The sequence below is a fragment of the Arthrobacter sp. T572 genome (assembly GCF_056780115.1).
The window spans coordinates 658,669-672,195 of sequence record NZ_JBRAZQ010000002.1 but is presented as its reverse complement, the minus strand read 5'-3'; the positions used below and the strand labels follow the sequence as shown (position 1 = coordinate 672,195).

Genomic DNA, 13,527 nt, shown 5'->3' with positions numbered 1-13,527 from the left:
CCACATGACCGAAACCATCCGCACGGCAAGAGCGGACGACGCCGGAAAGCTGGCGGAGCTGGCCGCCGTCACGTTCCCCTTGGCCTGCCCTCCCGGCGCCTCGCCGGACGACATCCAGGCCCATCTCGAAAAGAACCTCAGCGAGGCCAGCTTTGCCGGTTACCTCACCGACGCGAATATCACCATCCTGGTGCTCGACGACGGCGGGCAGCTCAACGGCTACACCATGCTGATCGCCAAACCGGCAGGCGACCCGGACGTCGCCGCGGTCCTTTCGGCCCTGCCATCAACCGAACTCAGCAAGTGCTACGTGCACCCCGACCACCATGGCCAGGGTGCAGCGTCACGCCTGATGAGGGCCTCCCTGGCCGACGCGGCGGACAAGGGTGCGGCCGGCGTCTGGCTTGGCGTGAACAGCGAGAACGCGAAGGCCATCAGGTTCTACGAGAAGTCTGGCTTCCAGCGGGTGGGCACCAAGTCCTTCAAGCTCGGCGATTCCGTGGAGCACGACTTTGTGATGGAGTACGCACTCTGACTAGCCGAACATGTCTCCCGTCAACGGCGGCCGCGGGTCGCTCCGCAACTGGAGCCCCTCGGGCAGGTTGGTCACCGTCCCCGAGGAACCCGACGCCTGCACCGTGATCCGCGACTTGCCCAGCAGCACGTTCTCCGCTTGGAACTCCCCCAGTGAATCCGGCAGGATCGGCGCGAGATGCAGGACGTTCCGGGTGAAATCGGGATCGAACCTCAGCAGGATCCTGGCGAGCTGGATCGGCGCCGCAGCCGCCCACGCCTGCGGGGAACACGCCGTCGGATACGGTACCGGCGCCGAAAAGTCGTCACGGTCAAAGCCGCAGAACAGCTCCGGGAGTTGGCCGCCGAAGTGCTCGGCGGCGTCGAACAATCCGCGCGCTACCCGGCTGGCTTCCTTGACGAAGCCGTACCGCATGAGTCCCGTGGCGGCGAGCGCCGTATCGTGCGGCCAGACGGAACCGTTGTGGTAACTGACGGGGTTATAGGCTCCCATGTCCGAACCAAGCGTCCGGATCCCCCACCCTGTGAACATCTCCGGCGACATCAGCCGTTCGGCCACCAGTCCTGCCTTGTCCTCGTCAACGATGCCCACCCACAGGCAGTGCCCCATGTTGGATGTACAGGAATCCACGGGCCGTTTGTCCTTGTCCAGCGCCAGGGCGAAGTAACCCTTGTCCGGAAGCCAGAAGCTTTTGTTGAAGGCCTCCTTAAGCGACTCGGCCCGGTCAGCGCAACGGCGTTCGACGGCGGAATCACCTGCCGCGCGCGCCAGCAGCGAGCGTGCTACGTAAGCCGCGTAGGAGTAGGCCTGGACTTCGCACAGGGCGATCGGCGTCCCGGCCATGGTGCCGTCAGCGAAGTTGATGCCGTCCCACGAGTCCTTCCACCCCTGGTTGACCAGTCCGTGGGTGTTGGGCCGCTGGTATTCCACAAAACCGTCTCCGTCGCGGTCACCGAACTCTTCGATCCAGGCCAGGGCGCGATCGGCGTGGGGAAGCAGGGATTCAATGATGTCCGAGCCCAGGCCCCATCGGCTGAGCTCGCCCAGCAGGGAGACGAAAAGCGGTGTCGCGTCGGCGGTTCCGTAATACGCGGTGCCGCCGAGGGATAGCCCGGCTGTGACTCCCAGGCGGACTTCGTGCGGCATCCGGCCGGGTTCCTCTTCAGAGTCAACGTCCACGGTGGTGCCCTGCAGTGCCGCGAGCGTCTGCAGCGTTCCGGCCGCGAGCCCGGGGTCCACCATGAGGGACATGTAGGAGGCCAGGATGGAATCCCGCCCGAACAGGGCCATGAACCACGGCGCGCCGGCAGCGACGGCTGCCCGCCCGGGGTGGTTCGGGTCGAAGATCCGAAGGGAACCGAGGTCGCTTTGGCTCCGTTCCAGGGTCTGGTCCACGTTGCGGTCCGTAACCTCGATCCTGGGCACGTGTTCGGTCCAGGCGATGTGCCTCCGGGCACCGGTGGTGTGGTGCAGGGGCGTGGTTTCAGTGAATGGCTCGTCCGGTCGTTTGCCGTTGACCAGGGGAACAGCCACAACACTGGTACTCCACTGGCTGCGGGGTGGGATGGTGATGTGGAAGGTGAGCCCTTTTTCCGTGGCCCTGGCACCCGATGCCCGGAACGCCACCCCGCGCCGTTCGCCGTTGGGGTGGATGGCCTCGAGATGGAGCTCGCGTTTATGTGCTGTCCTGGTCACTGCACCCGCACGGCCGGACCGTCCGCCCTTGACGTCGAAGAGGTCTGCCAGGTCCGCATCCACCAGCAGTTCGATCTCGCAGGGTGCAGGCTGGCCGGAGTAGTTCCTGATGGTCAGATCGTCCCGGAGTCCGGCGCCCACATGCCTCTGGTGCCTGACCACCAAGGGACTATCGAAGCGCCCGTCCGAGGAGCACGCCCGGCCCACGTACTCGGCCTGGAAAGCCGTGGGATTCCTGGCGACCAATGGTTCCCTCAGTGCACCGTTAACCCGCAGGACCCACATGGAGACGATCCGGGTGTCCTGGTAATAAGCCCCTTGGGAGCCGCCACCGTGGACGTCACCCGAGTGTGAGGAGATACAAAAGGAAGAGCCTTCGACGACGGTTACGGCACCCAGTTCCGAGGCACCGGCTTCGGTGTCGGCGTTCCAAGCTGTCATGGCCGTCAGGCCTCCTCCATGGGATCCCGGGATGGTACGGCCGTCTGCGCTAGAGGGCCTGGCTTCGATTCTCTTGCACCGGCGCGCTCCCCGATACCCCTTTACCTTTGAATTGTTGGATCACATGGGCGTAGAGGTCCAGGTGTTCGGCAGCCATCCGACCGGCACTGAAGTAGTCGTCCACAGAGCGCCTGCAGTCTGCGCGGCTCAGGCGTGCTGCCGCATCCACGAAGCCGGCCAACCCGTCCACTCCGGCAAGGTAGCCGGTCTGCCCATGCCGGATGATCTCCGGCGCTGCTCCCATGGGTGTGGCCAGGACCGGAGTACCCGTGGCCAGGGATTCGATCATGACCAGGCCGAAGGGCTCGTGCCATTGGATGGGATTGATGAGCGCCAGAGCACCGCCCATGAGTTCATACTTTTCCGGGTCGGACAGTTCACCCAGGAACTCCTCGTCGGGACCCAGCGCCGGCTTCACAACCTCGCGGTAGAAGAGCTGTTCATCCTTGGCGTGCATTTTCGCGGCGATCCGCAGGGGGACCCCGGCTTTCCGGGCAATGGACACTGCCTCCATGAGCCCTTTGTCCGGGCACATGCGCCCGACGAAACAGGCGTAGCCCCCGTCTCCTGGACCGACTGACACCGTGGAGAGGTCCAGTCCGTGATGGATGACGGCTGACACATTAAGGTCCGGGACCAGGCCGCGTTGGTCATGGGAAATGGCGACGATGGCCGTGTCGCGCTCCATCGCCCGGTACAGGCCGGTCGACTGATGATTCAGGGGACCGTGGATGGTGGTGACCACCGGGATTCCCGGCGGCCGGTGGGCGTAGAGCGGGCCGGCCAAAGTGTGGTCGTGGATGATGTCCACCCCGTCCATCGCGCCGTAGGCCTTGATCACATGGGCCAGTTCGCTCAAGGAAAACCCCAGCTCGTCCGGCTCGCTGGGCCCGAGGTCCGGTACCTGCGGCACGGGACAGGTGCTGTCCGATGTCGCCGCCAGCAATACGTCGTGGCCGGCGTCAGCGAGCGCCCGGGCCAAGGCATCCACTACTCTTTCGGTTCCGCCGTAGCGTTCAGGCGGCACGGTAAACCATGGTCCAACTATGAGTCCGATGCGCATTCCGGGGTCCTTCGCGCACACCCCCAAACCACGGGCTGACTTCATAACCCGCTTCAAGGCTATTAGCCCCGTGAGGAAAATAACAGGTCAGCGCCGGAATGCTCCCGCAGCCTTCACGGTTGGCAAAACCATGAAGATTGAGATTTGGTCGGACGTTGCCTGCCCGTGGTGCTACATCGGCAAGCGCCGTTTTGAGACTGCCTTGGCACAGTTTGCACACCGCGATTCGGTGCAGGTCCAGTGGAAGAGCTACCAGCTGGACCCCTCCGTGCCCGGGCACTACGACGGTACGGAACTGGATTACCTGAGCAAGCGCAAGGGCATGGCTCCGGAGCAGGTCAAGCAGATGTTCGCCCACGTCACGGAGACCGCGAAGGGCGAGGGCCTGGATTACCGCTTCGACCAGGTGGTGGTGGCCAACAGTTTCACCGCGCACCGGCTGATCCACCTCGCGGCCACCCACGGCAAGCAGGATGCCGCCAAGGAACGCCTGCTGAGCGACCACTTTGAGCACGGCAAGGACATCGGCAACCAGGAATACCTGAAAGACCTTGGAGCTGCCCTCGAACTGCCCGCCGCCGAAGTCGCTGAACTCTTCACTTCAGAGAAGTACACGGAGGAAGTGAACCAGGACATCAACGAGGCCCGTGCCATCGGCGTGACCGGAGTCCCGTTCTTCGTCATCGACCGCAAGTACGGGATCTCGGGCGCGCAGCCCGCCAAGCTCTTCAGCCAGGCCCTCAACCAGGCCTGGCAGGAAGCCAATCCGCTCATTCCCGTCGGCGCCTCCGATGCCGAGGCCTGCGGCCCCGACGGCTGCGCCGTTTAACCCGGCCACCCGCCGTCGTCCGTTAACCCGACTGGGTCGCATTTGTGCGCGTTTTGAGCGCTCAAAACGCGCTTAACTGCGACCCAGTTGGGTGCCGGGCTAGGCTTTGGCGACCTCAAGCTCGACGACGGCCCAGGACAGGGCGGGCAGCGTCAGCCGAAGCTCCGAGCCACTGGCCTTGACGTTCTCCAAAGGCTTCAAACCCACCCGGTCCGGCTGGGACTGGCTGTTGATCGTGAACCGGTCGCCGCCGTCGGGAATCTCCAGTACCTCCGCCCGCACTACCTGCCGGGCGTCGAATCCACGCAGGGCGGTCTCAATGTCAGCTGCCTCCTCCAGGCCGCGGTTGGCGAAGAACAGCGCAACACGTCCGGTCTCCTCGTTCCAGGTTGCGCTGACATCCACCAGGTCCGTGTCCCCAAAGCGGGCATTGGAGTACTTGTCCGAGTCCACGGCCAGCTGAAGGATCTGCCCCTTGGCGAGCTCGGCCATCCGCGCGAACGGGTGGAAGATGGTCTGCTTCCACGCCGGCCCGTTCTCTTCGGACAGGATCGGCGCGATCACGTTGACCAGCTGCGCCTGGTTGGCGATCTTGACCCGGTCGCCGTGCCGGAGCAGCGAGTTGAGCAACGTGCCCACCACGACGGCGTCCGTGACGTTGTACTTGTCCTCAATGACGCGCGGATGTTCACGCCACGGTCCCTTGACGATGTTGCGCAACTGGTCCTCGGTGTCCCGGCCGCGCTGGTACCAAACGTTCCACTCGTCGAAGGACAGGTTGATGTGCTTCTTGTGCTTGCCCTTGGCCCGGACTGCGTCGGCGGTGGCAATGACCGACTCAATGAAGAAATCGGTGTCGACGGCGGATGCCAGGAAGCTGCCGACGTCGCCTTCCTCTTCGAAGTAGTAGGCATGGAGGGAAACATAGTCCACCTCGTCATAAGTGTGCGTGAGGACAGTCTGCTCCCACTCGCCGAACGTGGGCATCGCGGATTTTGAGCTGCCGCACGCTACGAGTTCAATGGACGGATCCACGTAACGCATGGCCTTGGCGGCCTCCTGTGCCAAGCGGCCGTACTCATCGGCCGTCTTGTGTCCGATCTGCCACGGCCCGTCCATCTCGTTGCCGAGGCACCAGAGTTTGATGTCGAACGGGTCCTTGTGGCCGTTCTTGGCGCGGAGATCCGACCAGTACGTGCCTCCCGGGTGGTTGGAGTACTCGACGATCGCGCGGGCTTCTTCCACTCCCTTGGTGCCCAGGTTGATGGCTTCCATGATTTCGGTGCCGGCCTGCCTGGACCAGTCCACGAATTCGTGCAGGCCAAAGGCGTTGGTCTCTACCGTGTGCCAGGCACCGTCCAAGCGGCGGGGCCTGTTTTCGCGCGGGCCGATTCCGTCTTCCCAGTTGTAGCCCGAGACGAAGTTGCCGCCCGGATAACGGATCACCGTGGCGCCGAGTTCCTTGACGAGTTTCAGGACGTCCTGCCGGAATCCGTGCTCGTCTGCTTCAGGGTGCCCGGGTTCGTAAATTCCGGTGTAGACGCAGCGGCCCATGTGCTCCACGAAGGAGCCGAACAGGCGGCGGGGTACTTCTCCGACCGTGAAGTCGCGGTCGAGGGTGATGCGTGCGCGGGACATGGATCTCCTTAAGTTTCGTGATGGCTGGAAAGCTGGCCGGTCAGGTGCCGGCAAGTCCGGTGGTGGAAATGCCCTTGATGATCTGGCGCTGGAAGAACAGGAAGACGATGATCAGCGGCAGTGCGGCCAACAAAGCTGATGCCATGTTCTGCGCGTACTGCACGCCATAGGCGCTCTTGATGGTCTGCAGGCCCACGGGGAGCGTCAGCAGGGAGTCGTCATTGGTGGAGATGAACGGCCAGAGGAAGTTGTTCCACGCGCCGATGAACGTGAAGATGGCGACCGCAGCCAGGATGGGCCGGGACAGCGGCAGGATGATCTGCAGGAAGATTCGGAGCCGGCTGGCCCCGTCCATCACGGCGGCTTCTTCAAGTTCACGCGGGATCTGGTCAAAGAACTTCTTGAGCACGAACACCATGGCCGGGTGGATCACCTGCGGAAGGATGATGGCCCATGGCGTATCGATCATTTTGAACGCGAGCATTTGGTAGAAGAGCGGAATCATGAGCACCGGTGGCGGCACGATGATGCTGGCGATGATGGCCGCCATCAGGATCTTCTTGCCCTTGAACTCGATCCTGGACAGCGCGTAGGCGATGAGGGCGGAGATCACCAGCGTGATGAGCGTGATGGCTGCAGAGGTGTAGAGCGAGTTCCACGTCCACAACGGGATGTTGCCGGCCTGGAACACGCTGGCGAATGCGTCGACCGTAAAGCCCGACGGCGGGATCCAGCTGACCTTCGACGCCGAGGCATCCGCTTCGGTCTTGAAAGCGGTAACTGCCGCCCAGGCGAAGGGGATCAGCCAAAGGACGGCGAGGACGGCTGCGACGGCGATCGCGATGATCTTTCCGACGGTCGGTTTGCGGCGTGGTTGCCGGATGACCTGGCGGTCTGTGGCTGGCGCAACGGTACGGGAGAGGGTGGTGGTTGCCATGGCTATGCACTCCTGCGGCGGGTGACGAAGAACTGCATGACGGACACCATCACGATCAGTCCGAAGAAGATGTAGGAGATGGCTGCGGAATATCCCAGCCGGTACCCGGTGAACCCGGTTTCGAAGATGTACTGGACCACGGGCCTGGTGGAGCCACCCGGACCGCCCGCTGTCATCTGGTAGATCTGGTCGAAGATCTTGAGGGATGCAAGGATCTGCAGCAGCACGATCATCACGGTGGTGGGCGTCAGTTGGGGCAGGGTGATGGAGAAGAACTGCCGCCACGCGCCGGCGCCGTCCAGCGATGCCGCTTCATAGTGCTGGACCGGGATGTTCTGCATTGCGGCCAGGTAAAGAAGGAAGTTGAATCCCACGGTCCACCACAGCGTTGCGATCACAATCGACCACATGGCCACATTCGGATCGTTGAGCCACCCGACTTTCGGGATGCCGAACTTGGACAGGAAATCGTTGATCAGGCCAAGCTGCGGGTTGTACATCCACACGAAGAACATGGACACCACGGTGGAGGCCAGGAGGTACGGTGCAAAGTAGCTCAGCCGCCACAACCACTGGGCCGGGAGGCCGATGTTCAGCAGCGCCGCCATGGCCAACGCAACCAACACCAGCGGAACCGTGCTGATCACCGTGAAGTACAGGGTGTTGCCCAGGGAACGCCACATTCCGGCATCGGCGAAGGCCTCGGAATAGTTGGCGAACCCGATGAGGGCGTCATTGGCCCCTGTGAGGGACTTGCCGGTCAGGCTCATGTAGAAGCCGTACAGGATGGGCCATATAAGGAATACCAGGAAGAATGCGATGAACGGGGCCGAGAACGCCCAGCCGCTCACGTTGTCCCTGCTTCTGCGCAGGGAGGGGCCGGCCTTGCTGCCGGGTGCCGGTGTTGTCCGTAGTTGGCGGGTCTGCCGGGACACTGTAGAGGAACTCATGAAGGACTCCTTTGTCGCTCGGTGTGCTGATGCCGGTCAGACCGGGTTGGGCCGGAACAGGAGGTCGTTGGTGCGGTCCACGAAGCCGTCCCACCCGTCCTGCGCCTTGCTGCGTCCGAGAAGCACGTTCTGGATGAACTCGGCAAAGTAGTTCTGCCAGTCCGAGCCTGACCCGCTGAACCAGGCCTCGGGATCGTAAGAGATGATGTCCGCCGCGTTGGCGTAGTGGACCTGCGGGGTGAGCTCCTTGTACGCCTGCGATTGCACCACGGGCTGGTACGCGGGAATGTGGCCTGCCTCTGCCCACGACAACGAACCCTTGAGGATGTCGCTGACGAACTTGTAGGCGTCCTTGCGCTTGTCCTGGTCAGCCACGAGTTGCCGCGGAAGGACGAACGAATGCGAATCGGCGTAGGCAGCCGGCGTCCCGTAGAGGGTGGGAATGGTGAGCGCATCAACGGGCAGCTTTGCCTTCTTCATGGTGGGCAGTTCCCAGCCGCCGCTGAACAGCATTCCGGAGTCGCCCCGGACGAACTCGGCGATACCGGTGTTGATGTCGTTGCCTTTGGCCGCGATGGTGTCGTCAAAGAGCGAGGCCATGAACTCCAGCGATTCCACGGCGGCGTCCCGGTCGGCCTGCATGGGCTGGCCGGGTGTCAGCACAATGTCAGCTCCGTGCTGCTTGTAGAGCGTGTAGAACAGACGCCACATCTGGGAGCCGAGGTTCAGGTAACCAAAAGAGAGGCCGTGGGCTTTGGTGACCTTTTGCATCTCCAGGGCCATGGCTTTGAACCCTTCCGGCGACGTCACCTCCTGCAACAGGCCGTTGCTTTCCAGAAGCCCTGCTTTGGCAGCGATGTCCGTGTTGTAGAACATGATGAACGGGTGGGAGTCCAGGGCGAGCGAGAACACCTTCCCGTCCTGCCGGCTCTTTTCCCAGATGCGCGGCGCGAAGTTCTCCGGCGTGATGCCGTTCTCCGCCAACAGGTCCAGGTCCCAGGGCTCAATGAGGCCACCCGGGGCGTAGCCGGGCACCCGGCTGGCATGCATGATGGCGACTTCCGGCGGCCGTCCGCCAGCCGACGCCATGGCGAGCTTGGTGTAGTACGGCGGGCCCCAGGCCAGCACCGTTGGGTGCACTTTGAAGCCGGCGTTGAGGCTGTTGGCGTTGGCAATCATGGCCTGCATCTTGGTGCCGTCCCCTCCGGAGAGGAGATGCCAGAAGTTGATGGTCTCCTTGGGGGCGGCTCCGGCAGTCCCGCCGCACCCCGAGAGGCCCGTGGCCAAGAGCCCACCGCCAAGCAGCGCTGAGCCGGCCAATAACTGTCGCCGGGACAAACTTCTCCCGGCCAAAGATTCAAACTGCTTCACCCATCACTCCTTTGGAAGGGTCCGCTGAAAGGACACACACTGCTGCACTAAAGTCCGGATCCGTAGCGTCCCCTCGTGTGGGAAATGGTGGCCCTGGGGTGACGCAGGTCTCACATTACATCGTTGTAAAAATAAGAACAAGAGAAAATTGTTAGCGCACACAATTCTGCGGCAAACTCCCTTTCACCGACCGCTGCTGGCCCGTTCCACGATCGAGTAGTCCACCTCCACCACCCGCTGCTCCCGGTGCCTGTCTCCCATGCGTTCCATCAACAGGCGCAACGCCTCCGAAGCAATGGCCCGCTTGTCAAAGGAGACCGTGGTCAGCGGCGGGACCGCAAACCGCCCGTCGGCAATATCGTCAAAGCCGGCCACGGCAATGTCATCCGGCACCCGGATCCCCCGCTTCCACAACGCATTGAGTGCACCCAGCGCCAATGAGTCCGTAAAGCAGAAAAGGGCCTCCGGCAGGGGATGGGATTCCAGGTATTCATCCAGGGCCTGCGCCGCCGACTCCGAGGTCCACCGTTCACAGCGGATCAAGAGCTCGTCGTCGGGCGTGATGCCCAACGATTCCAAGGCGGCCTCATACCCCGCGGCCCGGTGGATCGCGGTGGACGAGTGTCGGCCCTGGTTGATGCCCAGCACGGCGATCCGGCGGCGCCCAGGCTTGGCAAGTGCAAGGGTCAGGTCGCGCGCAGCACCAAAACTGTCCACGTACACCCGGTCCGCCAAGTGCTGGGTGACCTCCCCGAGCAGGACAACGGGAGGCAGGGACACCCCCACTTTTACCGCGCTCTCCTGCAGTACCACCGGATTGAGGATCAACCCGTCGATCAGGTTGGAGCGCGCCCTGGTCATCAGTTCCTGCTCGCGCTGGGGATCCAGGCCCGTTTCCTCGATCTGGATGCTCCAGCCCAACTCATGGGCCACGTCCACAACATGGTGGGCTATCTCAGCGGAGAAAGGGGTTGCGAGGTCCGGCAACGCCAGGCCGATCACTCCCGAACGGCCGTTGCGGAGGCCGCGCGCGGACAGGTTGGGGACGTAGTCGAGTTCGGCCATGGCCTGCTCCACCCGCAGCCGCGTGGGAGCGCTGACCGGCACGACCCCGTTCATGACGTTCGATACGGTTTTGGGCGATACCCCTGCTCGCCGCGCCACATCCTTGACCGTTGCGCGCAACAGTCCCCCTTGTTGAGTTATTGTCCGGTCCCCTGATGGTACGCGAGTTTGTGAGCGCAAACCTGCCACTCTTAGTGACAGATCACTGTAAAGTGTCTATATGCCAAGGATCACGGCCCCTACCAATGCTGCCCAACGAGCCGCGACGCAGCGCCGGATCCTGACTGCTTTCGGCGAGCTCCTCTTCACCCACGGACTTCCGGGGCTCACCATGACAGACGTCGCCCGCCATGCGGGAGTTGGCCGGACCGCCGTCTACAACTACTACGCGGACATGGAACAACTGTTGATCGCGTACGCCCTGGACGAGACCGAACGCTTCATCGGCGACCTCCGCGACTCGCTCGCCGCCCTGGAGAACCCCGTGGACCGGCTTGCGCTCTACGTGCGCGCCCAAGTGGAGGACCTGAGCCGCCGGCACCTGCCACCCGGGCCGGCCATGGCCGCCGTCCTCTCCCCGGGCTCCTTCGCCAAACTGGCGGACCACGTGGGTGAGCTGAACGTCCTGCTTGAGGACATCCTCAACGACGGCGTACGGCAGGGCTACCTACCGGACATCGACGTCGCCCAGCTTGCGCGGCTTATCCACGGCACCCTGTCCGCCAGCGCCGCACGACGCAACCGAACGCCCGACGGCGACACTCCCCCGCCGTCGCCGGCCTCCGACGTCGACATCCAGACAGCGCAAACGGTGCGGTTCATCCAGTTGGGCGCCGGCGCCCAGTTCGACGAGGCCAACCGGCCCGTCCGCTTGCACGGGCAGGCTCCGGTGGGCACTGCGCTACTGGTTGGCCGGGAGGGTGGGAACGATCGGCCACTTTGAGTTATCGGCGATCCGCAGGTTCTCCCGCGGGCACGCCAGCATGCCCGGGCTCTTGTCCACCTTGTCAGCATCAACCAGGCCCTGGTAGCCGGACGTCAGGATGACATCCACGGACTCGTCCTCGCGGTTGTCCTGGAAGTAGTCGGTCCCGGCCAGGTTGCGCTGGACGTTGAAAGCTGCGGCCTGCCCCTTGACGCCGGACACCACCACGCCCACGCCCGTATAGGCGGTGTCGCTGTTGTCCACCCCGGCCACCTTGTAGCCGCGGGCCGTGAACTGTTCGGCCACGGTCCCGGCCAACCCGCCCCGCGATGTGGCATTGAAGACGTTGAGCGTCACGGACTCGTTGGGCAGGTAGTCGAAGGTAGTGGTGGGGCAAAGGCTGGTGGGCGCCTTGCTGGAGGCCGCCGTGGGAACCTTGATGACCCCGCTCATGACCGCCCAGGCCCCTACTGCGCCAGCGGCGATCACGCCAACCAGCAGGACAAGCACCACCGCATGCAGCACCCGGCGGGCGAAGTGACCGCGGGGCGGCTGGGTACCCTCGGTGAAGGTGGCCCGGAGCTCCGGACCGGTCACCACGTGGTGGCCATGCAGCTGCGTCACATCCTTGGGACGCCGCCGTTGCCTAGCCATCGATCACCAGCACGCGTGCGTGGATGGCCGTCCTTTGATGCAGCGCCGTCCTGACCGCCCTGTGCAGTCCGTCCTCCAGGTACATGACCCCCTGGTACTGCACGACATGGGGGAAGAGATCACCAAAGAACGTGGAATCCTCGGCCAGCAGGGCCTCCAGGTCGAGCGTCCGCTTGGTGGTCACCAGCTCGTCCAGGCGTACGGGGCGGGGAGGCAGGGCAGCCCAGTCACGCGGCGCCGAATATCCATGGTCAGGGTACGGGCGTCCCTCGCCCACAGCTTTGAAGATCACCCTGCAAGCCTATGGAAGATGCCGCCGCAACGGAACTTGTGACCGGCGGCACACGCAGGTTGTAGCCAAATGGTGACTATCGACGTGGGGCGTCATAGCTGGGATGCACGGCCCGGGGGCTGACAGAATAGGGGCATGACCCAACCGCTGCAAGGTACCAGCCGGACCGCTGCCCGCACCGCACCCGCCCTCGCGCTGCTGCTGGACGTGGACGGCCCCATCGCCAGCCCCGTGACGCGCGACGTCAAACCGGACATCATTGCCGACCTCGTGGCACTGGCCTCTGCGGGCATTCCCGTGATCTTCAATACCGGACGCTCGGACGCCTTCATCAGCGAGCAGGTGATGGCACCCATGATCGCCGCCGGCATGCCCGCGGGGACCGTCATCCATGCGATCTGCGAGAAGGGCGCTGTCTGGTTCAGCTACACGGCCGAGGGCCCCGGCCCGATCCATGTGGACCACGAGCTGTCAGTGCCCAAGGCCTACGGCGATGACATCCGCCGGCTGGTGGCGGAGGACTACGCCGGGCATATGTTCTTCGACGAGACCAAGCGCGCCATGGTGTCCGTGGAGCAGCACGTGGAGGTGGCCAGCGAGGACTACCTTGCCGAACAGAAGCTCTTCGACGCAGATGCCCTGGACATCATGAACCGGCACGGACTCAATGCCGCAATCCTTGACCACCATGCGCCCGGCTCGGACGACACTGCCGACTACCGCCTCGACCCCACCATCATCTCCACCGACATCGAATCGGTGCGGCTGGGCAAGGACCTCGGTGCCAGCCGCGCCGTGGAACTGCTGGCGGCCCAGGGCATTACCCCGTTGTCGTGGCGGACCGTGGGAGACTCGCGCACCGATTACGCCATGGCAGACTGGCTGCACCACAACGATCACGAGGTCAAGCACGTAGACGTCCGGCCGGCAGACGGAGTTCCGGTGAAGCCCTACCCCATCCTTACCGCCGCCGACCTCGAACTGGCGGACGACGTGATCCACGACGACGCCGGCGGAGCCTTCCTCCGCAGCTGGCGCGAGGCCCTCGCCATCTAGCCAGCCACCCACCCGC

Annotated in this window: 13 protein-coding genes; 4 read left to right on the top strand and 9 right to left on the bottom strand. The window is 63.9% G+C overall.

What is annotated here, in order from left to right:
* The first annotated feature begins 4 nt into the window (after positions 1–4).
* The gene (locus ACUYMZ_RS04365) at positions 5–535 is read left to right on the top strand and encodes a GNAT family N-acetyltransferase (protein ID WP_426005883.1); all 531 of its coding nucleotides are present in this window, start codon (positions 5–7) and stop codon (positions 533–535) included.
* Here ACUYMZ_RS04365 and ACUYMZ_RS04360 read toward each other — a convergent pair whose 3' ends face one another.
* Both ACUYMZ_RS04360 and ACUYMZ_RS04355 read right to left on the bottom strand, forming a co-directional pair.
* On the bottom strand, positions 536–2,671 hold the full coding sequence (locus ACUYMZ_RS04360) for an amylo-alpha-1,6-glucosidase (protein WP_481602219.1): 2,136 nt from the start codon (positions 2,669–2,671) through the stop codon (positions 536–538).
* A 49-nt stretch (positions 2,672–2,720) separates the two neighbouring features.
* Positions 2,721–3,794 (bottom strand): glycosyltransferase family 4 protein, encoded by a 1,074-nt coding sequence (locus ACUYMZ_RS04355; RefSeq protein ID WP_481602218.1) that lies wholly within the window; start codon positions 3,792–3,794, stop codon positions 2,721–2,723.
* A 130-nt stretch (positions 3,795–3,924) separates the two neighbouring features.
* Between ACUYMZ_RS04355 and ACUYMZ_RS04350 the strand changes: the two genes are divergently transcribed.
* Positions 3,925–4,623 (top strand): DsbA family oxidoreductase, encoded by a 699-nt coding sequence (locus ACUYMZ_RS04350; RefSeq protein ID WP_426005879.1) that lies wholly within the window; start codon positions 3,925–3,927, stop codon positions 4,621–4,623.
* A 99-nt stretch (positions 4,624–4,722) separates the two neighbouring features.
* Here ACUYMZ_RS04350 and arfA read toward each other — a convergent pair whose 3' ends face one another.
* From arfA to ACUYMZ_RS04325, 5 genes are all read right to left on the bottom strand, one after another.
* Entirely contained in the window at positions 4,723–6,261 is a 1,539-nt protein-coding gene (arfA, locus tag ACUYMZ_RS04345) for an arabinosylfuranosidase ArfA (protein WP_481602217.1), read from the bottom strand.
* A 40-nt stretch (positions 6,262–6,301) separates the two neighbouring features.
* A complete protein-coding gene (locus ACUYMZ_RS04340; RefSeq protein WP_426005876.1) occupies positions 6,302–7,198 on the bottom strand; it encodes a carbohydrate ABC transporter permease in 897 nt (298 codons plus the stop codon).
* Positions 7,199–7,200: 2 nt separating this feature from the next.
* A complete protein-coding gene (locus tag ACUYMZ_RS04335) occupies positions 7,201–8,148 on the bottom strand; it encodes a carbohydrate ABC transporter permease (RefSeq protein ID WP_426005875.1) in 948 nt (315 codons plus the stop codon).
* 36 nt (positions 8,149–8,184) lie between these two features.
* Entirely contained in the window at positions 8,185–9,519 is a 1,335-nt protein-coding gene (locus ACUYMZ_RS04330) for an extracellular solute-binding protein (protein ID WP_442424884.1), read from the bottom strand.
* 183 nt (positions 9,520–9,702) lie between these two features.
* On the bottom strand, positions 9,703–10,704 hold the full coding sequence (locus tag ACUYMZ_RS04325) for a LacI family DNA-binding transcriptional regulator (RefSeq protein WP_442424883.1): 1,002 nt from the start codon (positions 10,702–10,704) through the stop codon (positions 9,703–9,705).
* 100 nt (positions 10,705–10,804) lie between these two features.
* Between ACUYMZ_RS04325 and ACUYMZ_RS04320 the strand changes: the two genes are divergently transcribed.
* Positions 10,805–11,527, top strand: a complete 723-nt coding sequence (locus ACUYMZ_RS04320) for a TetR/AcrR family transcriptional regulator (protein WP_481602216.1) — start codon at positions 10,805–10,807, stop codon at positions 11,525–11,527.
* Here the strand turns inward: ACUYMZ_RS04320 and ACUYMZ_RS04315 are convergent.
* Positions 11,486–12,133: a LytR C-terminal domain-containing protein gene (locus tag ACUYMZ_RS04315; protein WP_426005868.1), complete on the bottom strand. Its 648-nt coding sequence runs from the start codon at positions 12,131–12,133 to the stop codon at positions 11,486–11,488. The genes ACUYMZ_RS04320 and ACUYMZ_RS04315 overlap by 42 nt on opposite strands.
* Positions 12,134–12,155: 22 nt before the next feature.
* Positions 12,156–12,455, bottom strand: coding sequence for a type II toxin-antitoxin system VapB family antitoxin (locus ACUYMZ_RS04310; RefSeq protein ID WP_021471645.1), 300 nt, complete (start codon positions 12,453–12,455; stop codon positions 12,156–12,158).
* 135 nt (positions 12,456–12,590) lie between these two features.
* Here ACUYMZ_RS04310 and ACUYMZ_RS04305 point away from each other — a divergent pair, with 135 nt between their 5' ends.
* Positions 12,591–13,511 carry a Cof-type HAD-IIB family hydrolase gene (locus ACUYMZ_RS04305; protein WP_481602215.1) on the top strand — a complete coding sequence of 307 codons (921 nt, stop codon included), beginning with the start codon at positions 12,591–12,593 and terminating at the stop codon, positions 13,509–13,511.
* The last annotated feature ends 16 nt before the right edge of the window (positions 13,512–13,527 follow it).